Source organism: Paraburkholderia sp. J7, from assembly GCF_905220155.1.
In the GTDB taxonomy this organism is placed as follows: Bacteria; Pseudomonadota; Gammaproteobacteria; order Burkholderiales; family Burkholderiaceae; genus Paraburkholderia.
The window spans coordinates 47378-72390 of sequence record NZ_CAJMYZ010000011.1; the positions used below are offsets into that span (position 1 = coordinate 47378).

At 65.6% G+C, this 25013-nt stretch carries 19 protein-coding genes and 1 pseudogene; 3 read left to right on the forward strand and 17 right to left on the reverse strand.

Annotated features, from left to right (window positions below; genetic code table 11):
• Positions 1 to 2: 2 nt before the first annotated feature.
• From U5A58_RS18855 to U5A58_RS18900, 10 genes are all read right to left on the reverse strand, one after another.
• Positions 3 to 1166: an acyl-CoA dehydrogenase family protein gene (locus tag U5A58_RS18855; protein WP_321912316.1), complete on the reverse strand. Its 1164-nt coding sequence runs from the start codon at positions 1164 to 1166 to the stop codon at positions 3 to 5.
• Positions 1167 to 1204: 38 nt separating this feature from the next.
• The gene (locus U5A58_RS18860; RefSeq protein WP_321962592.1) at positions 1205 to 2050 is read right to left on the reverse strand and encodes an FAS1-like dehydratase domain-containing protein; all 846 of its coding nucleotides are present in this window, start codon (positions 2048 to 2050) and stop codon (positions 1205 to 1207) included.
• 158 nt (positions 2051 to 2208) lie between these two features.
• Entirely contained in the window at positions 2209 to 2997 is a 789-nt protein-coding gene (locus U5A58_RS18865; RefSeq protein ID WP_321962593.1) for a citryl-CoA lyase, read from the reverse strand.
• A gap of 32 nt (positions 2998 to 3029) precedes the next feature.
• Positions 3030 to 3899, reverse strand: coding sequence for a MaoC/PaaZ C-terminal domain-containing protein (locus U5A58_RS18870; protein ID WP_321949129.1), 870 nt, complete (start codon positions 3897 to 3899; stop codon positions 3030 to 3032).
• 21 nt (positions 3900 to 3920) lie between these two features.
• Positions 3921 to 4712, reverse strand: a complete 792-nt coding sequence (locus U5A58_RS18875; RefSeq protein ID WP_321962594.1) for an enoyl-CoA hydratase/isomerase family protein — start codon at positions 4710 to 4712, stop codon at positions 3921 to 3923.
• Positions 4709 to 5845, reverse strand: a complete 1137-nt coding sequence (locus tag U5A58_RS18880; protein WP_321962595.1) for a lipoyl protein ligase domain-containing protein — start codon at positions 5843 to 5845, stop codon at positions 4709 to 4711. Before U5A58_RS18880 ends, U5A58_RS18875 begins: the two co-directional genes overlap by 4 nt.
• Positions 5842 to 7017 (reverse strand): hypothetical protein, encoded by a 1176-nt coding sequence (locus U5A58_RS18885; RefSeq protein WP_321962596.1) that lies wholly within the window; start codon positions 7015 to 7017, stop codon positions 5842 to 5844. The genes U5A58_RS18880 and U5A58_RS18885 overlap by 4 nt, the downstream gene beginning before the upstream one ends.
• 45 nt (positions 7018 to 7062) lie before the next feature.
• A complete protein-coding gene (locus U5A58_RS18890) occupies positions 7063 to 8262 on the reverse strand; it encodes an acetyl-CoA C-acetyltransferase (protein WP_321962597.1) in 1200 nt (399 codons plus the stop codon).
• A gap of 59 nt (positions 8263 to 8321) precedes the next feature.
• Positions 8322 to 9611 carry an acetyl-CoA hydrolase/transferase family protein gene (locus tag U5A58_RS18895; RefSeq protein WP_415774260.1) on the reverse strand — a complete coding sequence of 430 codons (1290 nt, stop codon included), beginning with the start codon at positions 9609 to 9611 and terminating at the stop codon, positions 8322 to 8324.
• 2 nt (positions 9612 to 9613) lie between these two features.
• Positions 9614 to 10519 carry an SDR family NAD(P)-dependent oxidoreductase gene (locus U5A58_RS18900; protein ID WP_254356156.1) on the reverse strand — a complete coding sequence of 302 codons (906 nt, stop codon included), beginning with the start codon at positions 10517 to 10519 and terminating at the stop codon, positions 9614 to 9616.
• Positions 10520 to 10826: 307 nt separating this feature from the next.
• Here U5A58_RS18900 and U5A58_RS18905 point away from each other — a divergent pair, with 307 nt between their 5' ends.
• Positions 10827 to 11729: a LysR substrate-binding domain-containing protein gene (locus tag U5A58_RS18905; protein ID WP_321912329.1), complete on the forward strand. Its 903-nt coding sequence runs from the start codon at positions 10827 to 10829 to the stop codon at positions 11727 to 11729.
• 52 nt (positions 11730 to 11781) lie between these two features.
• Here U5A58_RS18905 and U5A58_RS18910 read toward each other — a convergent pair whose 3' ends face one another.
• The 4 genes from U5A58_RS18910 to U5A58_RS18925 form a co-directional block, all read right to left on the reverse strand.
• Positions 11782 to 12939, reverse strand: coding sequence for an acyl-CoA dehydrogenase family protein (locus tag U5A58_RS18910; RefSeq protein ID WP_321962599.1), 1158 nt, complete (start codon positions 12937 to 12939; stop codon positions 11782 to 11784).
• A 70-nt stretch (positions 12940 to 13009) separates the two neighbouring features.
• Positions 13010 to 14542, reverse strand: coding sequence for a class I adenylate-forming enzyme family protein (locus U5A58_RS18915; RefSeq protein WP_321962600.1), 1533 nt, complete (start codon positions 14540 to 14542; stop codon positions 13010 to 13012).
• 320 nt (positions 14543 to 14862) lie between these two features.
• Positions 14863 to 16236: an MFS transporter gene (locus tag U5A58_RS18920; protein WP_321962601.1), complete on the reverse strand. Its 1374-nt coding sequence runs from the start codon at positions 16234 to 16236 to the stop codon at positions 14863 to 14865.
• 47 nt (positions 16237 to 16283) lie between these two features.
• Positions 16284 to 18623 (reverse strand): cytochrome P450/oxidoreductase, encoded by a 2340-nt coding sequence (locus U5A58_RS18925; RefSeq protein ID WP_321962602.1) that lies wholly within the window; start codon positions 18621 to 18623, stop codon positions 16284 to 16286.
• 231 nt (positions 18624 to 18854) lie between these two features.
• Between U5A58_RS18925 and U5A58_RS18930 the strand changes: the two genes are divergently transcribed.
• Positions 18855 to 19682 carry an IclR family transcriptional regulator gene (locus U5A58_RS18930; protein ID WP_321962603.1) on the forward strand — a complete coding sequence of 276 codons (828 nt, stop codon included), beginning with the start codon at positions 18855 to 18857 and terminating at the stop codon, positions 19680 to 19682.
• A gap of 301 nt (positions 19683 to 19983) precedes the next feature.
• The gene (locus U5A58_RS18935) at positions 19984 to 21348 is read left to right on the forward strand and encodes an NYN domain-containing protein (protein ID WP_321962604.1); all 1365 of its coding nucleotides are present in this window, start codon (positions 19984 to 19986) and stop codon (positions 21346 to 21348) included.
• Between the two features lie 306 nt (positions 21349 to 21654).
• Here the strand turns inward: U5A58_RS18935 and U5A58_RS18940 are convergent.
• The 3 genes and pseudogenes from U5A58_RS18940 to U5A58_RS18950 form a co-directional block, all read right to left on the reverse strand.
• Positions 21655 to 21888, reverse strand: a pseudogene (locus U5A58_RS18940) (hypothetical protein); the annotation flags it as partial.
• Between the two features lie 64 nt (positions 21889 to 21952).
• On the reverse strand, positions 21953 to 22759 hold the full coding sequence (locus U5A58_RS18945; protein WP_321962605.1) for a hypothetical protein: 807 nt from the start codon (positions 22757 to 22759) through the stop codon (positions 21953 to 21955).
• Entirely contained in the window at positions 22756 to 25005 is a 2250-nt protein-coding gene (locus U5A58_RS18950) for a cation:proton antiporter (RefSeq protein WP_321962606.1), read from the reverse strand. The genes U5A58_RS18945 and U5A58_RS18950 overlap by 4 nt, the downstream gene beginning before the upstream one ends.
• Between the last annotated feature and the right edge of the window lie 8 nt (positions 25006 to 25013).

Consider the following 25013-nt stretch of genomic DNA (forward strand, 5'->3'; position numbering starts at 1 on the left):
GCTCAGAACGAACGCGGCAGGCCGAGCACATGCTCCGCCACGTACGAGAGGATCAGATTGGTGGAGATCGGCGCGACCTGGTAGAGGCGCGTTTCGCGGAACTTGCGCTCCACGTCGTATTCGCAGGCGAAGCCGAAACCGCCGTGGAATTGCAGGCAGGCATTCGCGGCTTCCCACGAAGCGTCGGCTGCGAGCAGTTTCGCCATGTTGGCCTGCGCGCCGCAGGCTTCGTGCGCGTCGAACCGGCGCGCGGCCTCGAAGCGCATCAGGCTCGCAGCTTCGACGTTGACGAACGCGCGTGCGATCGGAAACTGCACGCCCTGGTTCTGGCCGATAGGCCGTCCGAACACGATGCGCTCTTTCGCGTAAGCGCTCACCTTGTCGATGAACCAGTAGCCGTCGCCGATACATTCCGCCGCGATAAGCGTGCGCTCGGCGTTCAGGCCGTCGAGGATGTACTTGAAGCCCATGCCCTCTTCGCCGATCAGGTTTTCCGCCGGGATTTCGAGGTTGTCGAAGAAGAGCTCATTGGTCTCGTGATTGACCATGTTGAGAATGGGCTGCACGGTGAGGCCGTTGCCGATCGCTTCGCGCAGGTCGACCACGAAGATCGACATGCCCTCGGACTTCTTCTTCACATCGGCGAGCGGCGTGGTGCGCGCAAGCAGGATCATGAGGTCCGAATGCTGCACGCGCGAAATCCACACCTTTTGCCCGTTGATCACGTAGCGGTCGCCCTTGCGCACCGCGGTGGTCTTGATCTTCGTGGTGTCGGTGCCCGTGGTGGGCTCGGTCACGCCCATCGACTGCAGGCGCAGTTCGCCGCTCGCGATCTTCGGCAGATACTTGCGCTTTTGCTCGGCCGAGCCGTGGCGCAGCAGCGTGCCCATGTTGTACATCTGACCGTGGCACACGCCCGAGTTGCCGCCCGCCCGGTTGATCTCCTCCATGATGACCGATGCCTCGGTCAGGCCCAGCCCCGATCCGCCGTACTCCTGAGGAATCAGCGCAGCGAGCCAGCCTGCTTTCGTGAGCGCGTCGACAAATTCCTCGGGATAGCCGCGCGCCTCGTCGATCTTGCGGAAATATTCGCCAGAAAACTGCTGGCACAGGTCACGTACGGCTTCGCGGATGTCCTGAAACGAATCTTGTTGCGTGGTTTGCATGATCGATATGAAGTCGCTATGAATGTTCGTGGTGCCGTTCAGGCGAGCGTTGCGGTGGCCTGCATCGTCAGATAACCGTCGTGGTCTTTCGCCCAGAGTTCGACCGAGCGCGCGTCGTCGGAGAGCTTGCCGCACAGCGTGAATGCGTTGCCCGCGAACGTGGGCCGTACCGCGCGAAATGCGTACGTTGCGATCGTGGCGTCGGGCCGCTCACGATGCACGAGGTCGAGCAGCAGCGTAGCGATGAGCGGGCCGTGCACGACCAGGCCCGGATAGCCCTCTTCCTGCGTGACATACGGGAAGTCGTAGTGAATGCGGTGACCGTTGAAGGTCAGCGCGGAATAGCGGAACAGCATGAGCGCGCTGGCGTTGAGCGTGCGCGACCAGGTCTCGCCTTGCGGCGCCACGACGGGCTTGGGCGCGCTCGCACCGGGCTGCGGCGCGTCGCGATAGACGATGTCGTGCTCTTCCTCGATGCACAGCACCCCGCCGCTCTCGTAGCGATGCTGCACCGTCACGAACACGAGGCGGCCGCTGCGACCGGTCTTGTCCTCGATGTTCGCGATGGTGGAAGTGCGTGCGGCCACGTTGCCCGCATGGAGCGGTGCATGAAACGTCAAGCGCCCGCCTGCCCACATGCGGCGCGGCAGTTCGACTGGCGGCAGGAAACCGCCGCGTTTCGGGTGTCCATCGGGACCTGCTTCGGCGAGCGGCGAGACAGGCAGAAAATAGAGCCAGTGCCACAGCGGCGGCACGGCGCTACCGGGCGCTTCGCGGTCGAGTGTGGCGGCGAGCGCGCGCAGCGGGAACGCGGTGATATCGTCGGTGAGCGTTTCGGTCTTGTCGAGCCACGCACTGAGCGATGGCGTTTGCGATTCCGGCATGGCGTTTCTCCGTTGCGAGACTAGTTGCCATACTATGAACGGCTCACGCCGTTTCGCGAAGTTGCCATTGCCGAATCAGCCCTTTCGCTTTCGTTAATCCCCCGACCATTGCTGCGCGATACTTGCGCGCGGCTTTCAACCATCGCCGCGCGCCGCCCTCACGCCTCGCCGCGCAGATGAGCGGAGGCTTCGTCTTCCACACGCTGCCACAGCTCGAACGACATGGGGCGCTCGCCCTCTTCGAGCAGATGGCCAACGAGGCCGATTGCGCGCGCCATCACGCCGAAGCCGCGCACGATGCGCCAGGGAAAGCCGAATTCGCAGCAAATCGCACCGATTGCGCCCGTTGCGTTGATCGGCAGGGCTTTGCCCGACGCCCGCTCGGCCTCCGCGCCAATCAGCTGCATGAGCTTCACATAGCGCCCCGACATGCCGTTTTGCGCGGCCAGTTCGAAAAGGCGCGGTGTGCGCGGATCGATGGGCTTGTGCAGTGGATGACCGAGCCCCGGAATCGGCGTGCCGCGCGCGCGCCATGCGGCGACGGTATCGACGGCGAGCTTTTCCAGGTTGTCGCACTGGGCGTCATAGGGCAGCGCTTCGGAGAGCATGCGGCACGCCCCTTCCATGCTGCCGACGAACACCGACCCAAGCCCGCATAGCCCTGCCGCGACGGCAGCCTGCAGCGACTCGGGCGCGCCCGCATACGTCATGCGCGCGGCGATGGCGCTAGGCGTCATGCCGTGCTCGACGAGCGTAATGACGATAGCGTTGAACATCGCGGACTGCTGCCGCGTGGCCGTCTTGCCCGTGAGTTGCAGAAATGCGAAGTCGCCGAGATTCATGTGTCCGAGCACTTCGTCGGGCAGGCTCTTGCCGCGCACGACAATACGATCGGGTGTGCTGTACGCAATATCGGAGCGCACGAGCGGTTTTGGTTGACGGGCCATAATCCTGATTCCTTCGTTATACAGAATAGCGTTCAGCGCAATTGGGCGCGGCCATGGTTGAGCACGAGCACGTCGCGTTCCAGCACACGCGCGCGAAAGCTCACCTCGTTGCCGTCGCGCCACATCTCGGTACGGATCGTCTCGCCCGGATAAACCGGCGCGGTAAAACGCGCGTGAAATGCCGCAAGGCGTTGCGGGTCGCTTGCGCACAGCGTCTTGAGCACGGCATGCGCGGCCACGCCCCACGTGGCGAGTCCATGCAGGATAGGCCGCTCGAACCCCGCCGCGCGCGCAACCTGGGGGTCGGCATGCAACACGTTGTCGTCGCCGCACAGGCGGTAGAGCAACGCCGTTTCCGGGCGCGTAGGCAGATCGCAATGATGATCAGGGTCGCGCTCGGGCATCGGCGGCGGCGGCGCGGGCGCTTCGTCGCTCAAGCCGTTGTCCGCGCTGAAGCCGCCATCACCCCGGCAGAACGTGAGCTGCGTGACGGTGGCGTACAGTTCGCCGCTTGCCTTGTCTGTAATGCTACGCTGGATTTCGAGCAGCGCGCCCTTGCCCGCGCCTTTATCGACCACGCGCGTGATGCGCGAGCGGCCGACCACGGTTGCGGCCGGCGGCAATGGCTTGTGCATCACGAGGCTCTGCTCGCCATGCAACAGCCGAACCCAGTCGATGCCCGAGCGCGGGTCGCGCGCCCAGAAGCCGGGAAAGCCGAGCACGACGGCAAGTGTCGGCGGCACGCGCAATTCCTTTTCGTAGACGAATGCCAGGTCGTCCGAATCAACGGGATTGGCGCCGTAGCCCACGGCCAGGCTGTAGAGCATGGCGTCGCGCGCGGTATAGGTCTGCTCGACGTCCTTGAACGGCCAGTTGCGCAGCGTGTGATAGTCGATCGTCATGGCTGTGTGCTCGGTGAGAGATCAGGCCTCGGCGGCGGGCCACTTGAAGAGCGGATCGGCCTTTTCGCGAAAGCGCTTCACGGCTTCGCGATGGAATTCGGTCGTGAACGCAATGCCCTGCGCCGCCGACTCGATTTCGAGCATCGCGCGCAGATCGCTGCCAAGCGACTGGTTCAGCGCGCGCTTGGCGAGGCCGAAAGCAATGGGAGACGCAGCCGCGAGGCTGCCCGCGACCTGCGCGGCGCGCGCATGAAGCTTTTCCGGCTCGACCACTTCGAGCACCGCGCCGATCTCCCTCGCTTCGGCAGCGCGTATCTCGCGCGCCGTAAACACGAGGTCTTTCGCGCACGCAAGCCCCACCACGCGCGGCAGCGTATAAAACGCCCCGCAATCGGGCACGAGGCCGACTTTCATGAAAGGCATGCAAAAGCGTGCGCGCGTGCTGGCGATCACAAAGTCGGCGGCGAGTGCAAAGCTGAAGCCCGCGCCGTAGCACACGCCATCCACGGCCGCGATCACCGGGCGGTCGAGGTCGATCAGCATGCTCAGCCAGCCATGCAGGTCGTCGATACGATCGCGTCCCGCCTCGGCGCTGGTCACATTCATGGCGCGTACATCGCCGCCCGAACAAAAGTCATTGCCCGCGCCGCGCAAAATGACCGCACGCACGCTGCGATCGGCACGAATACGCTGCACGGCTTCGAGCAACTCCTCGCGCATCTCGCCGTTGAGCGCGTTCTTCGCCTCCGGGCGATTGAACGTGAGCGTCGCGACACCCGCCTCCTGTGCTACCAGTAGCGTCTTTTCGCTCATGCGCTCACTCCGGCGTTTGCCAGTTCAGCGAGCGCCTTGTCGAGCGCCGTGATGAGATGCACGGGTTCGACGCCCGCGAACTCCACGTCGGGACGCGCGAGGAACGCCTCAATATGCGCCGAGCACGCCTCGCGCGTGGCGGCGAGACCGGTGAACCCGTCTTCGAGCCAGGCGACCGAAGCGAGCGGACGCGGATGCCAGTCGCCATTCACGATTGCTTTGACCACGGTGCCGTCACGCACGAGCAGGCTCAGCCAGATCAGCCCGGCCGGGGCCTTTTCGCGTCCGCGCACGATACGATCGCCCGCGCGAGTGACCGGGCTGTAACGCGTCGCTTCGCTCTTCTCATGGAACCAGCTTTCCTCATGCAGTTCGCGCTCGTATTGCTGCGCGAAAACGAGTTCTTCGCTGCCTAGCGCACCTGACTCGAGCGCCATTTCACCGAACGTGCGGCGAACGCAGGCCGCAACCCAGGCGCTCAGTTCATCGGCGCTCACTTCGCGGCCCAGTTCCTGCTCCAGATACGTATAGCGCGAGCCAAGATCCTTGTGCTTCTTGTCCTTGACCTTTTCGGGCGCCATCGGCATCGCGCGCGCCGCAATCGCCGTGTCGATCGCCTTCACGTTCAGCAGAATGCGGAACGTCAGCACGCCGCCTTCGATCTTCAGCGACGTGGCCACCAGCTTGCGTCCGTCGATCTCGACGTCGTTGAGCGGACGGTAAGCGGCCTGCAGGCCGAACACATCGCGCAGCGCTTCGGCAACATGGCCGAGTATCGTGGGGAACGCCTGCGTCGCCGTTTGGGGCACACCGGGCAGACCAATCGGCAGATAGAACGCGAGAAATGCCGAACCGCGCCCCGCATAGATCGCACCGCCGCCGCTCACGCGCCGCCGCGCGACCACATCATTGCTGCGGCAGAACGGCAGATCGAGCACCTGGTTCGGATCTTCGTTCACGCCTACGGTAATGCTGTCTTCGTTGAAGACGTTCAGATAGACCGTGGGCGGCGCGAGATTTTCGGCGACGGCACGCTCGACAGCCGGCGATACCGAAATCGAGAAGTCCGCATAGCTGTGGCCGCCTACGACGAGGCGCCACGGGGCCTGGGTGTTCGTTGCGCTTGCATTCATGTTGTTTGTCTCCGTTGATCTTCTACCAGCGTTGCGCCTTCGATCTTCGCCACAATCTCGATCGCGTCCGCGTGTATTAGCGTCTGGCGCTTGAAGCGCTCCGCGATGGTCTCGATGGCGGAGCGCTCCACCGCGCCTTCCACCTGCAGCGTGAGATGGTCGCCACCATGTTCCTTCGTGCCGACCACGAGGCGGTACGCACCCGACGCGCCTTCCACGCCCAGCAGCACCGTCTTCAACTCGGACGGATAAACCTTCACGCCCTTGATCTTCACCATCGAATCGGCGCGGCCGAACACCACGCTCGGCAACGACACCGTGCGCCCATGCACGGGCGCGGTATGTTCGAGCACGGTAAGGTCGCCGGTGCGGTAGCGCATGAGCGGCTGCAGTTCCTTCTTCAGATGCGTGAGCACAAGCTCGCCACGCTCGCCTTCGGCAACGGGCATGCCGGTGTCGGGGTCGATGACTTCGGCATACAGCAGTTCATCGAACACATGCACGCCCGTACCGCCGGGGAACGTACGTGCAACGGGCAGGCACTCGGAAAGCGAGTAACTGTCGATCAGCAACGTGCCCGGCATCGCTTCGCGCACTCGCGCGTAAAGCGCCGCATTACCCGTGAACGCTTCGCCGCCCGCGAAGAACACGCGCGGAACCGGACAGCCCGCTTCGATGAGTTTGAGCGCGTGAGACGGATTACCGGCGAGCACCGTCACGCCGCATTGCTGTGCAACGCGAGCGGCACGCTCGGTTTCGCCGGGGCCGTGCGGAATGCATGCGACGCCGCGCGCTTCCATCTGGGTCTGATAGAAAAGCCCCGCAACGAAGAGGTGATAGCCAAAGGTCACCATGCAGACGTCGCCGGGACCGATGCCGCATGCGTCGAGATGCTGGCCACACGCGGCTTCGATTGCGCGCAGATCGGCCGCGCTCTGCAGGATCGGCACGAGCGCAGCGCCCATTGGCGTGAGGTGCACGCGCACCGGCGGCACCGCAGGCGCAAACTTGCCGTAGCCCGGCCGATTCATCTCGGCCACGAGTTCGGCGCGCGTCATGAGCGGCACGCGCTCGGCGAACTCCGCCGCGCTCGCGACGCTGCGCGGCAAACGTCCCTCGTAGAACGGATGCGCTTGCAGTCGCGCTAGCTGCGCGTTCAGTGCATCGAGCATCGTCTCCTCCTTTTTATGTTCAGTAGGGATGCGAATCTTTCGTACTCAAGCCGCGCGATCAAAGATCGCCGCAATCCCCTGCCCGCCGCCCACGCACATCGTTTCGAGGCCGTAGCGGCCCTTGCGGCGCTGCAGTTCATGGAGCAACGTAGTCAACATGCGCACGCCGGTCGCGCCGATCGGGTGACCGAGCGAAATGCCCGAGCCGTTCACGTTCAACCGCGATTCGTCGTGCCAGCCCCAGCCCTTGAGTACCGCGAGCACCTGGCACGCGAAGGCCTCGTTCAGTTCGACGAGATCGAGTTGATCGAATGTGATCCCGGTCTTTTGCAGCAGCTTTTGCACCGCGGGCACCGGGCCGATGCCCATCGTCGCAGGCTCGCATCCCGTGGCCGCCCATCCGGTCAGATAGCCCAGCGGCGTGAGGCCCAGTTTGTCGAGCTGATCTTCGGCGACGATCAGGCACGCGGCCGCAGCGTCGTTTTGCTGGCTCGCGTTGCCCGCCGTCACCGTGCCGCCTTTCATGAGCGGCTTGAGCTTGGCGAGCGATGCCTCGGTCGCGTCGGCGCGCACGCCTTCGTCGCGCGCGAACCGTACCGGGTCGCCCTTGCGTTGCGGCACCGTTACCGCCACCACTTCCTCGTCGAAGCGGCCCGCTTCCCATGCCGCCGCCGCGCGCTGATGGCTGCGCACCGCGTACGCGTCCGCTTCCTCGCGCGTGATGCCATATTCTTTAGCGAGGTTCTCGGCCGTTTCGATCATTCCCGAGATGTAGCCGAAGCGCGCCTCGGGTTGCGAGCGTTCGCGGCCGCGCTCGAGACGGTCGTGCATCTTCACCGAACCGGCGCGCGCGCCCCAACGCATATCGGTCGTGTAGTACTCGATATTGCTCATGCTCTCCACGCCACCGGCCACGACCACGTCGGCCGCGCCGCTCTGCACCATCATCGCGGCGGTCACGACCGCCTGCAGCCCGCCGCCGCAACGGCGGTCGAGCTGCATGCCGGGCACCTGCACCGGCAACCCCGCTTCGAGCGCGGCCCAGCGGCCGATGCAGGGCGTTTCGCTGTTCGCGTACGATTGCGCGAAGACCACGTCTTCGATGCGCGCCGGGTCCACGCCACTGCGCGCGATGGTTTCGCGCAACACGGTGGCCGCGAGCGTTTCTACTGAAACGGGGCGCAGGCTGCCGCCGAACGTGCCCACGGGCGTGCGCACCGGCGCGACTATCGCTGCTCTTCTCATTTCGGATTCCTTTTCATGTTGTCTGATCGTCTGCTGCTTCGCCGGGCACCTTCGCAGCATCACGCCGCGAGCGTGTCCCGTCGCGCGTGGTGCTCTGCGGCCAATTGTTCCCGCCACTCGGGTGGTGCGATGGCGAGCATGCGCTGGGCGCGCTGCGCGAGCGTAAGCCCGCGCAGGTCCGCCACGCCGTGCTCGGTGACGATCACCGCCGCATCGCTGCGCGGCGTGCTGACCGGCCCGGAAAGACGCGCGACGATGCGGCTCCCATGCCGCGTGCTCGCGGCGAGCGCAACGATCGCGACGCCACCGGCCGAGCGCGCCGCGCCGCGCATGAAATCGAGCGCCCCGCCCACGGCGCCCACATAGCGGCCGCCGGCCGCCTCCGCATTGACCTGCCCCGTCAAATCGACTTCGAGCGCGGAGTTGATCGCCACGAACCGATCGAGGCTGCCGAGCACGTCGATGTCGTGTGTATAGGCCGTGGAGCGGAACTGAATCTGCGCATTGCGGTGCGCATGCGCGTAGACCTTGCGCGTGCCCATCATCGTGCCGGCCACGCTCACGCCTCGGTCGCGCGACTTGCGGGCATTCGTCACCACCCCCGCTTCGATCAGGTCGACCACAGCGTCGCCGATGGTCCCGCTATGCACGCCCAGGTCGCGACGATCGTGCAACTGCGCGACGATAGCCTCGGGCAGCGCGCCTAGCCCGAACTGGATCGTGGCGCCGTCTTCGATCAGCGAGGCCGCATGCTGTGCGATGTGCCGCTCGGTGTCGCCAGCCTGTGTAGCCGGCGCTTCCAGCGGCGCGCGGTCGGTGTGGATCAGCGCGTCGAAGTCTTCGGCTCGCAACCTGCGCTCGCCGTAAGTCCAGGGCGCCGCCGCATTCACCTCCGCAATCACCACGCGCGCACTGTCGATCAATGGCACGAGATACTCATGCGCAATCGAGAGGCTATAGCAGCCCGCTTCGTCCGCTGGAGCGACTTGCAGCAGCAACACGTCAATGCGATTCGGCCCGCTAGTCAGCACACTCCGAAACTGCGAGTAGTGACACGGCAGGATGTCGAGCACGCCCTCGCGTTCGAGCCGACGGTTCGTACCCGATGCGCCATAGGCCATGAAGTCGATACAGTCGGCAAACGCGGGATCGAGCGTTTCGGACCACGAAGCGCCCACGAACACGCGAAACCGGCCGCCGATTGCCATGCGCTGCGACATCAGCAGCGCGGTGAGCGTGCACGGCTCCGCGCCGCACTGGCCCCACGCAACCGTGTCGCCCGGACGCACGTACTGCGCGAAATCGAGCTGTGCGGCATCGACCTGGCGCGCCGCGCGCGGGCCGCGCATCATCAGACGGGGTCCCAGCTAAAGACGTCGGCCGACACGTCGAGCGTGTGGAACGACTTGCGCAGCGCCGGCATGGCATGCTCGGCAATCGTCTCCGGCGTCCAGCCCTCGCCGCGATGCACTGAACGCACGGGCCGCGGCTGGCTCATCAGGAAGATTTCGTTGTTGCGGACCGCGAAAATCTGGCCCGTCACATCGGCGGCCTGCTCGCTCGCGAGGTAGACGGCAAGCGGCGCGATCTTCGCGGGCGTCATCTGCTTGATCTTTGCAACGCGCGCTTCCTGCTCCGGCGAATCGATCTTGATCGAGTTGATCATGCGGCTCCACGCGAACGGCGCAATGCAGTTCGAGCGCACACCGAACTTTTCCAGATCGAGCGCGATGGATTTCGAAAGGCCCGCAATGCCGAGCTTCGCCGCGCTGTAGTTGGCCTGCGCAAGGTTGCCGATCAGGCCGGACGTGGACGTCATATGCACGAACGCCCCGCTACGCTGTTCCTTGAAGTGGTCGGCGGCTGCGCGCGAGACATAGTACGAGCCGTAGAGGTGAACCTTCAGCACGGCGTCCCACTCTTCTTCGCTCATCTTGTGGAAGAAGCGGTCGCGCAAAATACCCGCGTTGTTGACCACGCAGTCGATACGGCCAAACACGTCCAGCGCGTTCTGCACGATGCGTGCGGCGCCGGCGGCGTCGGCCACGCTGTCGGTGTTCGCGGTGGCCTGGCCGTCGAAAGACTTGATCTCGTTCACCACGGCCTGCGCGGGACCGTCGTTATGGCCCTCGCCGGTAAGCGAAGCGCCCACGTCGTTCACCACGACTTTTGCGCCATGGCGCGCCATCATGAGCGCGATATCGCGGCCAATGCCTCCGCCCGAGCCCGTCACCACCACGACCTTACCGTCCAGCATTCGTTGCGTCGTCATCGTTTTCGCTCCTCCAGCCCGCTTTGCGCCGGGCATTCATTCGATTTGAATCGTTATGCGGCAAGCTGTGCCGTTCGTGTTGCAGCTTGACGCATCGGGTACGGGTGCACAATTTGGATATGCCGAACGCCCGTTTCGGCCAGGATTAACCCGTACTATCGCTAATGGCGTGCATTGCGCTGCGGCGCAATAATGCTCAGAGTCCGCTCGTGCCCCGTGTCTTCTCGAACGAACGGGCAGGCAGACGCAGGCAGGAAAACCCGCAGGAACTGGAGTCACGGCAAGTCAACCCATGCATTTCGATCTCGTCGACCTGAAGCTCTTCACCCACGTAGCTGAGGCGAGCAGCCTCACCCGCGGCGCGGAACGCGCGCACCTCTCGCTGCCCGCGGCCAGCACGCGTATCAAGAATCTCGAAGAACAGGTGGGCGTGAAGCTCTTGAGCCGCACGAGCCAGGGGGTCACGCTAACCGGGCCCGGCGAGACGTTGCTCGCGCACGCGCGCCGCGTGCTCAAGCAGCTCGAGCAACTCACCGGAGACCTGCAGGAGTACTCGCAGGGCGTGAAGGGCCATGTGCGCGTGTTCGCGAACACCACGGCAATGAGCGAGTTCCTGCCCGCCGTGCTGCGCACCTACCTCATCAACCATCCCGACGTGTACGTGGATATTCACGAGCGTCTTTCGCCCGACATCGTACGCGCCGTGCAGGACGGCACGATCGATATCGGCATCGTGGCCGGCAATGTGCGCACCGAGGGCTTGCAGGTGCTGCCGTACCGGCGCGACCGCCTCGTGCTCGTCACGGCGCTGAGCCACCCGCTTTCGCAAGCGAGCGAAATGGCATTTGCCGATACGCTCGACTACGACTTCATCGGGCCGCCCGAGGAAAGCGCGATTTTCTCGTTCCTCAAACGTGCGTCGTCGGATTTGCAGCGCACGATACGCTGGCGTATCCAGATCGGCAATTTCGAAGCCGCGTGCCGCATGATCGAGGCGAACATCGGCATTGGCGTGCTGCCCGAGGGCACGGCGCGCCGCCACGCGCAAACCATGTCGCTGAAGATCGTGCCGCTCACCGACGAATGGGCCGTGCGCAAGCTGCAGATCTGCATGGCCGATCGCGACGCGCTGCCGCTGTTCGCGCGCAAGCTCGTCGATCTGCTCGTGGCCGACGGCATCGGCCGGCTCGAATAAGCCCGAATAAACCCATCAAGCGGCGCGCGTGCTGCGCGCCGCTGCCTCTTGCTTACCGCCCGCCAGCCGCGCGAATCATGTTGCGCGCGATGACGATCTGCTGGATCTGGCTCGTGCCTTCGTAGATGCGGAAAATGCGCACATCGCGGTAAAAGCGCTCGATGCCATAGTCGGACATATAGCCCGCGCCACCGAAGATCTGCACCGCGCGGTCTGCCACACGCCCGCACATTTCCGATGCGAACAGCTTCGCACACGCCGCTTCCGTACTCACGTTCTGGCCTGCGTCGCGACGGCGCGCGGCGTCGAGCACCATGCAGCGCGCCGCATAGAGTTCGGTCTGGCTATCCGCAAGCATGGCCTGCACGAGCTGGAATTCGGCGATCTTCTCGCCGAACTGCTCGCGCTCCATTGCGTAGCGCAGCGCGTCGTCGAGCATGCGCTGCGCCACGCCCACGCAAATCGCCGCGATATGGATGCGCCCCTTGTCGAGCACCTTCATCGCCGTCTTGAAGCCCAGGCCTTCCTTGCCGCCGATGATGTTTTCCGCCGGCACCTTCACGTCTTCGAAGATCACGTCGCAGGTATGCGCGCCGCGCTGCCCCATCTTCTTGTCGCGTTTGCCGAAGCTGATGCCGGGCGTTTTCGCGTCAACGATGAACGAGGTGATGCCGCCCGCGCGCGGCTCGTCGGGATTGGTGCGCGCCATCAGCGTGAACATGCCGGCCTGCGGCGCGTTCGTGATGAAACGCTTGGTGCCGTTCACCACGTAGTGATCGCCGCGCCGCTCGGCACGCGTCTTGATGGATGCGGCGTCCGAGCCCGCGCCCGGCTCTGTGAGCGCGAAGCTCGCAATGATCTCGCCGCTCGCAAGCTTCGGCAGCCAGCGGGCCTTTTGCTCCTCGGTGCCGTCGATCACGATGCCCTGCGAGCCGATGCCCACCGTCGTGCCGATGATCGAGCGAAATGCGGGCGAGGTCTTGCCCAGCTCGAGCATCACGAGCACTTCTTCTTCCATCGTGAGATCGAGCCCGCCGTACTGCTCCGGAATGGTCAGGCCAAAGAGGCCCATGGCCTTCATATCGTCGACGATATCGGCCGGAATCTCATCCGTTTCCGCTACGCGCTCCTCGTTCGGCACGAGACGCTCGCGCACGAAGCGCGCGACGTTGTCGAGCAGAACGTTCATCGTTTCCTGGTCGCGAATCATGGTGTATGCCCTGCAATCGTTGATCGGGCGGCACGGCGCCGCCCGGTGAGAGAGAAATAATCGGGAATGCTCAGCGAGTGCGCACGGCGCGTTTGGCCATTTCGCGCAGCGGCTGCTTTTGCAGCTTGCCGCTCGCCGTGGTCGGAATCATGTCGATGGTCACGATCTCCGAGGGACGCTTGTAAGCCGAAAGCCGCTCGCTCAGGTAGTGGGCGAGATCGGCGGCGTCGATCGTCGCGCCCTCCTTCGCTTCCACGAAGGCCACGACTTCCTCGTTGCCTTCGGCGTCGCGCCGCCCCACCACAGCGCTCTGGCGCACCGCCTCGTAGGTATTGATGACCGACTCGACCTCGATCGGATAGACGTTGAAGCCCGAGCGGATGATCAGATCCTTCGAGCGGCCCACGATGAAGAGCGCGCCGTCGGCATCGAGCCGCCCGAGGTCGCCGGTCTTGAGCCAGCCTTGCGCGTCGAGCACTTCGGCGGTCAGGCCCGGCTCGCGATAGTAGCCACGCATGACGCCGGGGCCGCGCACCCACAGCTCGCCCGGCTCGCCGCGCGGCACATCGTGGCCGTCGGGTCCGACCACGCGCAGCTCCGCACCCTCGACGATCTCACCCGAGGACACATCCTTGCGCGGACGGTCCATGCGCGTGATGAAGAGCGAGCCCGCGTACTCGGTCATGCCATAGCCGTGATGCAGCGGCATGCCGAAGAGCGTTTCGACCTGCTGCTTGAGCGTGGGGTCGAGCGGACCGCCGCCCGTATAGAGGTAGCGCAGACGCGGCGCATGCACCGCGCCGCCGTGCTCGCGCACATAAGCGACGATGCGCGTGAAGAGCGTTGGCACGCCCTGAAGAATGGAAATTTCGGAGGCGCCAAGCGCCTTCACGACCTCTTCCGCCGAAAAGCGCGCCGCGAGATGCAGGCTCGCGCCCGCTTCGAACGTGGCGAGCAGCAACGTGGCGAGGCCGAAGATATGCGACATCGGCATGACCGCGTAGGCGCAATCGGCCTGCGTCATGTCGCGCGAGGTGGCCGAGACATGCGCGAAATGCAGCAAGCCGCGATGCGTGGCCATCACCCCCTTGGGCTGGCCCGTCGTGCCCGACGTATAGATGAGCACCGCCACTTCGTGCGCGAGCGCTTCCGGCTCGCGCGCGGCGGTAGTGTCCTGTGCGGCCATCATCAGCGGCCCGAGTCCGGCCGGAGCGATTTCGCGCGCGCGATAACGCACGCCATGACGCAGCGCGTCGGGCGACGCGCCGTGCGTAAACAACATGAGACGCGGCCCGCAATGCGCGCGGATCGTCTCGATCTCGCGCTCCGAAAGCCGCGCGTTGACGACAGCCGGCCACGCGCCGATTTCCGAAAGCGCGAACAGCAGCGTCACCACGGCCGAACAATTTTCGGCCACGATCAGCACGCGGTCGCCCACGTCCACGCCCTGCTCGCGCAAAAACCGCTGCGCCTGCTCAACGTCGCTCCAGAGCTGCCCGAAGCTCGTCACCTTTGCTTCTTCGCGTATCGCCATCGCCTCGGGCGACACCTCCGCCCAGTGCCGCGCGATATCGCTGATCTTGCGCGCCGCTCGCCTCACCACTGTCACCTCCCGTCGTTGCTCTTTGACTGCGTACGGCGCGCCGTGGCACGCCGCATCGCGACAGGTATCAGTGTGGTTCAGGCGCGGCCTGCCAACAATTCGTTTTCGAGAAAGCCGGCATTCGTCTGCCGAGAAGTCGGAGTTGACCCCGATGGCCGGGCGTTCACCCCTCGCTGGTGATGCGGGCGAAGCGCCTGCGGGCGCTCGCGCCGGCGCGCTCCGTGCACAGCCTTGCGGGCGCAGTCCACGCGCCGTCGCCGCCATGTCCGTGCGGGCGCCTAGCGGCTGCGAGCGCCGCCAGACGCAGGCGCTGCCGCCAGTCACTCCATCTGCGCCGCCGCACGCTCGCCTCCCATCGTGCCCCTGGAAGCGCTATTCGCCCGATGAATCGCCACGATGCCCGCGAGCGAGACGCAGGCCGGCACGGCAGCCGCGATAAAGAGCGACGAGGACGACCATTGCAGGTGCAGAAGCGCGCCGCCGAGCACCGGGCCGACGACCGAGCCGATACGGCCCACGCCGAGGCTCCAGCCGATGCCGGTCGAGCGCAGCGAGGTCGGATAGTAGGTCGCGGCGAGCGCGTTGAGCGCCGGCTGCCCGCCGATGATCGTAAAGCCGGTGATAAAGATCGCGACGAACATCGCGGCCACCGAGACCATCACGGCCGGATTGCCGATTGCCGCCGTCGAGACGATGGCGATCAGGAACGTCGTGCCGAGCACGCGCGTAAAGCCCGCCAGGTCGATGATGCGCCCGAGCAGCAGCGTGCCGATCACGCCGCCGCCCCACAGCGCCGTGCCTGCGAATACGGCGGTCTGCGTCGAATAGCCGGCGTCGCGGATCACGGTCGGCAACCAGTTCGAGAGGAAATACATGGCGAGCAGATTCGCGAAGTTCACCACCCACAAAAGCATGGTCACTCTTGCGCGCCCTTCCTTGAACAGCTCGACGAACGGCACGCCGCGCGAGCGCGTTTCCGTGGTCGTGAACTGCGCGCCCGTGGGCAGATGCAGGGCGGGCGCCACACGCAACAGATTGCGGCGCACACGCGCCTCGGTTTGCGCGCCGCGATTGCGAAACAGCAGGAACTGGATCGACTCGGGCAGCGCGAGCCACATCAGCACGCCGAGCACGAGCGGAATCGCCCCGCCCACGAAGAACACGGCGCGCCAGCCGAACGCTGGAATCAGCGCAGCGGTGATGAGGCCGCCCAGCACGCCACCGAGCGTAAAGCCGCACGAAACGATCATCATGAGCGTGACGCGCATGCGGCGCGGGCTGTACTCGCCCGCGAGCGCCATCGCGTTCGGCATGATGCAGCCAAGGCCCAGACCCGCGACGAAGCGCCAGGCCACCAGTTCCGCAATGGAATGCGCGAAGCCCGTGGCGACCATGCACGCGGAAAAGAACAGCGTCGCGCCGATCAGCACCGGGCGGCGGCCGATCTTGTCGGCGAGCGTGCTGAAGGTGAGCGAGCCCACCAGCATGCCGAAGAGGCCCGCGCCGAACACCGGCGAGAGCGTTTCCTTCGCAATGCCCCACTCGCGGATCACGACCGGCGCCACATATCCCATCGCCTGGACGTCGAACCCGTCCATGACGAGGCATAGCGCGCACAGCGTGACCACGAGCAACTGATACGGCCCGAACCGGCTTTCGTCGATGATGCCGGTGACCTCCACCGCCTTGTTCATGTTGTGTCTCCAATGCTTGTTTTATGGTCTCGATCGCGCTGCGGCGACTAGAGTTCGAGTACCAGCCGCCCGCTTTTCGCGCGCGAGCAGCAGGTCATCATGCGCGATTGCGTGTCGCGTTCGGCGCGCGTGAGTACCACGTCGCGGTGATCGATCTCGCCCGCCAGCACGCGGACCTCGCACGAGCCGCACAAGCCTTCTTCGCAGTCGCTTTGCACGTCGATGTTCGCGCGGCGCAGCGAGTCGAGCACGGTCTGGTCCGCGCCCACGTTCAGCACGAGCCCCGAGTCTTTCAACTCGACTTCGAACGCCTGTTCCTGCGCGGGGTCGAGCTTGCCGCCGGTCGCGGCGAAGTGCTCCACGCGCAGCGCGTCTTCGGGCCACGCCTCGCTGCAGGCTTCGAGCGCTTCGAGCATGCGTGCGGGGCCACAGGCGTACACGCGCGTCTGTTCGTCGACGCGCAGCGCGGCGAAATCGTTGCGTGTGCCCTCTTCCGATACGTGCATATGCAGACGTTCGCCATGCAGTTGCGCGAGTTCGTCGGCAAGCGCCATCGTCTTGCGCGAGCGTCCGCTGTAGTGCAATTCATAGTCGATGCCCAGTTCGCGCGCGCGGCGCGCCATGGCGCTCACCGGCGTGATGCCGATACCGCCGGCAATGAAGATCGCGCGACGCCCTTCCTCGTCGAGCCGGAAGTGATTACGCGGGCCGCGGATCTTCAGGCGCATACCCGTGCGCAGCGTGTCGTGCACCCAGGCCGAACCGCCGCGGCTTTGCGTTTCGCGCAGCACGGCGATCTCGAATGCACGCGTTTCGGCGGGGTCCGAGCACAGGGAGTACTGGCGTGAGATGCCGGTGTCGCCGCATTCCACGTCGATATGCGCTCCCGGCGCCCAGCGCGGCAGCGCGCCGCCGTCGGGCGCGACGAGACGCAAGCGGACGATGCCTTCGGCCACGGCGTCCACACGCTCGACCACCACGGGCCGCGAAAGCGCATGCGCAGAAGGCTCGCCAATGCGTACCGGAACGTGCGCGCGGAGCAGCGCCGCATTCGTGCGTTCCGGGTTCTGCGCGGGGTCCCATTCCACATACAAATGCTCAGGACCCCGGAACGACGTGTTGGGTACGTAGGTGAAGCTTTGCTCGGCCAGACGCATGTGCGGCAAGCGGCGCGTGAACTCTTCGAGGAAGATCTGCATCTCCATGCGCGCGAGGTTCTTGCCCATGCACTGGTGCGAGCCATAGCCGAACGTGACGTGATCGCTTGCGTTGTCGCGACGAATGTCGAACAGGTCGGCGTCCGCAAAATGGCGTTCGTCGTGATTCGCGGAGGACGTCACGATGAGCAGCTTCGAGCCCGCCGGAATGTCGATGCCGCCAATCTGCACGTCCTTCGTCGCGAGGCGCCGCCAGGCCGCAACCGACCCGTTGTGACGCAGGCACTCTTCCACGGCGTTCGGAATGAGGCTCGGGTCCTCACAGATCTCGCGCCACGCATTCGGGTGCTGCAGCAGCAGCTTCATCGCGTTGGCCGTGGCATTGGCCGTGGTTTCGTGCGCGGCCACGATGCCCGCCATCATCATCGAATGCAGATAGGAGTCCGTGACGACTTCCGGATGGTCCTTCTGCTTGCGAATGCCGTACTGCATCCAGCCCGGGCCGTCCGGGTGCTGGCGCATCTTGTCGAGCACCTTGCCCGCGAACTGCCAGAAGTTGCCCACCGCGTGCGCGACTTCGACCTGCTCTTCTGGGCGAGGGCGGCCCCACGTATTGACCGTGTGCGCGATCGAGTACTTGCGCAGCAGGTCCATGTCCTCTTCAGGCACGCCGAGAAAGTGCAGCGCGACGGTGAGCGGCACTTCCCAGAGCATCTCGTCGACGAGATCGGCGCGGCCTGCGTCGATGAAACGATCCACGTACTCGCGCGTGAGGCGCCGCACCATCGGTTCGTGGTGCTTCAGATGTTCGGGCGTGAACGGCTCCATCAGCACGCGGCGGCGCGGCATGTGCGCAGGCTCGTCTTCGTTCACGAGCGTGCGGTTCATGGCGTAGCCGTACGACGCCAGTACCGCGTTCGCCTCGGGGCCCGTGGGCGTGATCTTTTCGAGCGCGATAGAGGGCGAAAACGTGAGGTTGTCGCGGAAGATCGCCTTGATGTCGGCGTAGCGCGTGACCACCCAGTAGCCAAGCTGCGGGCTGTAGAACACGGGCTCCTGCTCGCGCGCCCAGCGCACGTACTCGGGCGGGTCCTGCTGGTAGCCGTCGCTGAACGGGTCGAATGCCGCGGCATTGGCGCTAACCGGGCAGCGCGGCGCGGTGTCTCGCGCCTCGCCCGTTGCGTGGGGGAACGGGCAGCGGCCCGCTGACTGGGAAGATGTCTCGCTCATATGCCTCTCCTGCATCCTGCATGAATTACGTTTTGCGTAACTCTAGTACGCATTGCGTAATCGTGAGATAGGGGTTAACGTGCAAGCATGGCAGGCACTGTACTGCGCCTATGCGCCCTAAAATCCCGCGTGAACCCAACCGAACGTCCGTCCCCGCCCAGCATGGAAAGCAGGAAAACCACTCCCCGCCGCCCCGCGGCCAAAGCCGCCGAGGCCGCAGCAGCCACCACAGTGGCGGCCCCAAAAGTCGCGCGAGAAACGAAAGCCGCCGCACCGCGCGAACGCCGCCAGCGCGTGCAGTCCGCGCAAACCGGCATGGCCGTGCTGAAGGGGCTCGCGCGCCTGGGCGGCCGTGCGAGCCTCTCGGGTCTCGCGGCCTGCGTGGAAGAGAGTCCCGCGAAGGTGCATCGCTATCTCGTGAGCCTGATCGAGGAAGGTCTCGTCGCGCAGGACACCGCCACCCAGCAGTATCGGCTCGGCGTCGAGGCGATGATGATCGGCGTGGCCGCCATGCGTCAGGCCGATCCGGTGCGCATTGCGGAGCCTGCGCTCGTGCGCCTGCGCGAGACGCTCGAAGTGACGTCGTTCGTCGCGGTGATGGGCAACAAGGGGCCCACGATCATCCGTTTCGAGGAGCCGGGGCTGCCCGTGACGGTCAACGTGCGGGTGGGGTCGGTGATGTCGCTGCTATGGTCGTCCACGGGCCGCGTCTTCCTCGGCCTGCTCGACGACACGCGCGTGCTCGCGCAAGCCGAGGAAGAACTCGCGCACGCCGACGCTTCGTTGCGCGCGCAACTGAGCGCGAGCGACCCGATCGGCACGCTGCGCCGCGACGTGCAGGCGGCGCGCTGCGCAAGCGTGCGCGATACGAATCTCAAGGGCATCAGCGCCGTTTCGGCGCCGCTCTTCGATCACACCGGCAAGCTGTGCGGCGCGCTCACGGTGCTGGGCGCCACGGGCGGCTTCGACGCGACACCCGAGGGGCCGAACGCTCGCGCCGTGCGCCGCGAGGCCCAAGCCGTGAGCGCCCTGCTCGGCTATGTGGCGCGCAGCGCTTAGCGTCCACCGTCGTCGAGTCGCTTTTTGTTTTTTTGCCGCTATGGGGCTTGGGAGCGCTTGCGGCTTTGGGTACCCTGCCGATCCGGAAAGCCAGGGCGGCGTAAGGCTACGAATGCGCTGTGACGCTTACGTGAAAAAGAGGGGTTTTACGACCGGACGCTCGAAAATAGTTGCCAAGAACCATGCTTGGCGCACGCAACGCACTCGTTCGAAGGGAGCGGCACCGCTATCGCGATTCCCGGCCCGCCGCGGTGCAACCGGCTATCATGTGAATTCAACGTAGATGGAACGAATCAATCACATGGCTTCCCCACAGGAAAACGTCAGCATGGCGGTGTTCTGCGACTTCGAGAACGTCGCGCTCGGCGTGCGCGACGCGAAAATCGACCGCTTCGATATCAAGCCCGTGCTGGAGCGGCTCTTGCTCAAGGGCAGCATCGTCGTGAAGAAGGCTTATTGCGACTGGGAGCGCTACAAGGGCTTCAAGGCCGCGATGCACGAGGCGAGTTTCGAGCTGATCGAAATTCCGCACGTGCGCCAGTCGGGCAAGAACTCGGCCGATATCCGCCTCGTCGTGGACGCGCTCGATCTCTGCTATACGAAGTCGCACGTGGACACCTTCGTGATCGTGAGCGGCGACTCCGACTTTTCGCCGCTCGTCTCGAAGCTGCGCGAAAACGCCAAGAAGGTGATTGGCGTGGGGGTGAAGCACTCCACTTCCGACCTGCTCGTCGCCAATTGCGACGAGTTCATCTTCTACGACGACCTGGTGCGCGACCTCGCGCGCGACCAGCAGGCGCACGGCAAAGGCAAGAACAAGGACGGCGGCGGCGCGAAACGCCAGGGCGGCGAAGAGCGCCAACCGAAGCAGGACGGCGAAGAACGCAAGTCGAAGGCCGTTACCCTCGCGATCGAAACGCTCGACGCGCTCGTGCTGGAGCGCGGCGAAAGCGGCAAGATCTGGGCCTCGGTGCTCAAGAGCGCCATCAAGCGCCGCCGGCCCGACTTCAACGAAACGCGCTACGGCTTTCGCGCATTCGGCAATCTGCTCGAAGAGGCGCAGTCGCGCGGCCTGCTTGAAGTGGGCCGCGACGACAAGTCGGGCACCTGGGTGTCGCGGCTGAACCCGCCGCCCCTCCCGTCGGCCGCCGCCAGCGTGTCGGCGCCGGAAAGCCCGGCGCCACGCACCGAAGAGCCGCGCGGCAGGCGCAAAGGCCGTCGCAATGGCCGCGGTGGCGGCGCGGCGGACGCGCGCGAAGCCGCAATCGAGCAACCGGTCGAGACGCAAGGCGAGATTCCGTTCGAGCCGGTTCAAGCGCATGCAGCGCACGGGCACGAAGCCGCGCCGCCCTTCTTCGCCGAGCCATTCGACGCGAACGAGCGTGACCACGCGCCGCAAGAGGCACACGTCGCGCCAGTGACGCCCGAATCGGCGGCCGATTTCGAAACAGTCGAGACCGCCGCGCCCGCCCCCGCGCGAGCGCGCAAGACGGCTGCGCGCAAGAGCCCCGCGCGCAAGAAGACATCGAAGAAAGCCGCCGAACCGGCGCCGAGCGCCGCGGACGAACCAGCGAGCGCTCCCGCTACGCCGGCCGAGCCCGCCGCCAGGAAAGCGCCCACGCGTGCACGCCGCACACGCAGCAAGGCCGCCGCGGAAGAAAACTGAAAATAGGCTGAATATCGCACCGCGCGCGCCGCTCGAGACGGGCGGCGTGCGGCGCACCCATCATTCGCCGAATGGATTTGCGGGCCGCTTGCCCTTGGCCGGCGGCGCTTCCTCGCTCGCGGGCGTGGCACTTCCAAAAGGATCCTGCTTACCCGACGGCTTCGCGTCGCCAAACGGGTTCGCAGCCGAAGCGGGCTTCGCCCCGCCAAACGGATTCTGTGCGGCAGCGCGCTTCTCCCCGCCGAACGGATCGCTCGCGTCCGCCGCCTGGCCGGCATCGTCCTCTACCGCTTCATCCTCTGCCTGCGCGAGGTTGTACTCGGCACGCATCTGCTCCAGCACGCGCGCCACGCTCGCCTCGAAGCCTGCCGCGTTGTGAAAGTGCTGCATCGTCCAGTTGCAGCCGCTGCGATCGGGCGCTTGAAGTTGCGGACGCGGCACGCCGATCTTCACGCCGTCGTCGACCACCTCCTGCAGCCGGTGGATGCGCCGGTGCACTTCCTCTTGCAGCCGCGAAGCATTGAGCGTCTTGCGCAACATTGCGAATCTCCTTTCCTGTACGCATCGAGTCGCGCGAGTCTAGCGCAATGGCTCGCTCGCGTCGCTACGTAGCGGGCGCATTCATGTGCGCGAGCGCGTCGCGCATCGAATCGCTCGGCACCACGAGCTGTCCCGTAAACGGCGTATCGAGGTCGGCGATCACAAAGACCGCCGATGAAATGGACACCGCGCCCAGTACGATCAGCACGATCGCGAGCGCGTTATGCGGCGCGACAAGGCCAAAGCTCAGAAAGATCAGGACCAGCCAGAGCGCGAGCATGGTGAAGAACGGCCGCGAGATCGAGCCATGCGCCTCTTCGATGAGACGCCAGCGCGTATCGGTCACGCGATCGAACATCTGCGCGAGCGGGCTCACGAGCGCCTGGTGGTAGGCGTCGTGCGGCACGAGCGTGTCGATTTCGTGCCCAACCGAATCGAGCAGCGCGCCGAGCTGCCGGCTCTCGAGTTCGTCGTTGCCAACGCCTGGATCATGCGGATAGTAGTTGCCCGGCGGCGGCTTTTCCTGCTCCCAGGTCGAGGCGATGGCGCTTGCCGTATAGGCGCGCAGCAAGGTGCGCGCCGTTGCCGCGTCGGGACCGTAATCACGCAGGCGTTGATCGAGCTGGATCAGGTCGGCGGCGTAGGTGCGCATGTCGTTGGTCGCCGTATCGAAGCTCGATTTCGCCGACGCGGTGAGCAGGCTCAGCACGAGCGCCGCAAACGTCACCAGCATGCCGATCACGAGTTGCACGAGCTGCACGGTTTCATGCTTGCGATGCTCCTCGGGCAACAACGGCCGCAGCAGGACGCCCAGGCCCGTGCCTCCGAGCAGCAGGACGAATACGAGCAAGGCCTGCTGGATTTCGGTCATGGCGACGCCCTCCGCTCCTCGGCGGAGGCGTTTTCCACCGGCGCGGCCGCATCGGTGGGCGCCGCTTCGGGTACTTCCGATGCAGCGGGCTCCGTATGCGCATTGGCGCCGTTCAATGCGTCGATGCGCGTATGAACCGCCTTAGCCTTCGCTTCAGCCTCGCCCGGCACCAGGTCCGGGTGCGCCCGCGGCACCGCGAGCTTCCACGCGACGTCCAGTTCGCGCCGGATCGAATCGTAGATCTCTTTCGAAATGGAACGGTCTTCGTACATGGCCTGCACGCGCTCGCGCCCTTCGCGCAGCGCGTAGAGCAGCAGCATGCGCCGCTCGAGCACGTCGGCCGCGTGACCGAAACACTGGCGCACGTCCTCAAGCCCATGTTCAGCCTTCTCGATGCGCGTCTTCAAGATTGTCTTGAGCAGCGCCGCGAGACGCTCGCCTAGCAGCGGCGTGAGGCTTTGGTCGTTGAATACGATCAGCTGATGCAGCACCACCCGGCGACACATCAGGAGTTCGAAACGATCGGCGAGTGCGTCGACATACGGCTGCTGCAAGCGCAGCCAGCGATAGAGCAAGCGCGCGATGCGCATGCCCGCCGTATCCGCGAGAATTTTCGCCGCGGCGCGCTGATAGCCGAGGCGCCCGCCCGCGCGCGCCTCTTCGATCATGGCGTCGGTGTTGCGCATCATCGCGTCGAGATTGCGGATCGTGATGATGCCGCTGCCGTACTGCGGAATCAGGTCGCGCTCCTTCGCCGCGAGCGTGACGAGGCCGATGACGAGACGCTCGCGGTCGGAGAGCGCGGCTTCGATATCGTACCCCGTGGCGCCGATATAGACACTCTGCCGGAACGTGTGACAGGCCTCGTCGGCGATCGCATCGGGAATGTGAAAGGTGCGCGCCGCCATATGCACGCGCTCGGATACACCAATCGACGAAAGCTGTACCGCCTTGCTTTGCAACGCCTGCTCCTGGGGCGAGAGCAGATCGAGATGCAGCCGGCGGATCAGCAGCTTGAGCGACGTGCCGTTCACGATCAGGCTCACGAGCACGAAGCCCGTTGCGAGAATCGCGACGAAACGGCGTGTGGAATCGGGCAGCGCCGTGTCTTGCGCAAGGCCGAGCGCGAGCACGAGCGTCACCGCGCCGCGCAACCCGCCCCAGGCAATCACGAGCTTGTAGGCGGCGCTCACCGGCTCGGTGAGCCGCACGCGGCTCAAGAGCGGAAGCATGCCGAACACCACGACGACGCGCGCCACGAACGCCGCCACCACCACCACCGCGAGCGCGACAAGATCGATCCACTGCGCGTTTCGCAGCGTGGCTGGAATTTGCATGGCCGCGAGCAGAAAGATCGCCGCGCCCGCCATGGCCGCGATCTGTTCCCAGATCAGTTGCAGATGCTTCCAGTTCACAGGCGACAGCCGCGTGCTCCCCAGGCCGCTAATGACGAGCCCGGCCGCGACCACGGCCACCACGCCCGAGACGTGCAACATCTGGTCGGCGAGAAGATAAAGCGGATACGGCAGCGCGAAACTGAGCGAGATCTCGGCCTTGCCCTCCCCGCCCAGCAACGGCAAGAGCCACGCGAACAGGCGCCCGGCCAGCGCCCCGACCAGCAGGCCGCCGCCAAGCGCGATACCGAGTGCACGCAGCGCGGCCGTGGCCGACACATTGGCGGCGTCGCCGGTGATCGCGGCGATCAGCACGCCGGCAATGGCAATGGCGGCCGCATCGTTGAGGAGGCTCTCGCCTTCCACGAGGCGCACGAGCCGCTCCGGCGCGCCCACTTCGCGGAACACGGCCAGCACGGCGGAGGGGTCGGTGGTCGCGATCATCGCGCCGAGCAGGAGGCCGTCGGCGAGCGGACCGAGACCCGTGAGCCGGACCGCGCCGCCCACCACGCCGGTCGCGACGAACACGGCCACCACGGCGAGCAGCAAAATGGGCGCCGCGTCGCCGAGCATCTCGCGCACGTTCACACTGAGCGCGGCCTGGAATAGCAACGGCGGCAGGAAGATCCACAAGTACGCCTCGGGCGGCAGCCGCGGCGCGAGCGCAGGTATCACGAAGTTGGCAGAGAGCGCGGGCCAGGCCTCACCGCTCACGAGATAGATGCCGCCGAGCGTGAAACCCCACGCGGCCAGCAAGACCGATTCGGAAATCGACCAGCGCAGGCTCACTGCCTGAACGAGCGCGATGCTCGCCAGCAGAAAGCCGCTCAGGAGAAGGACGTGGATGACCATGGCGTGCA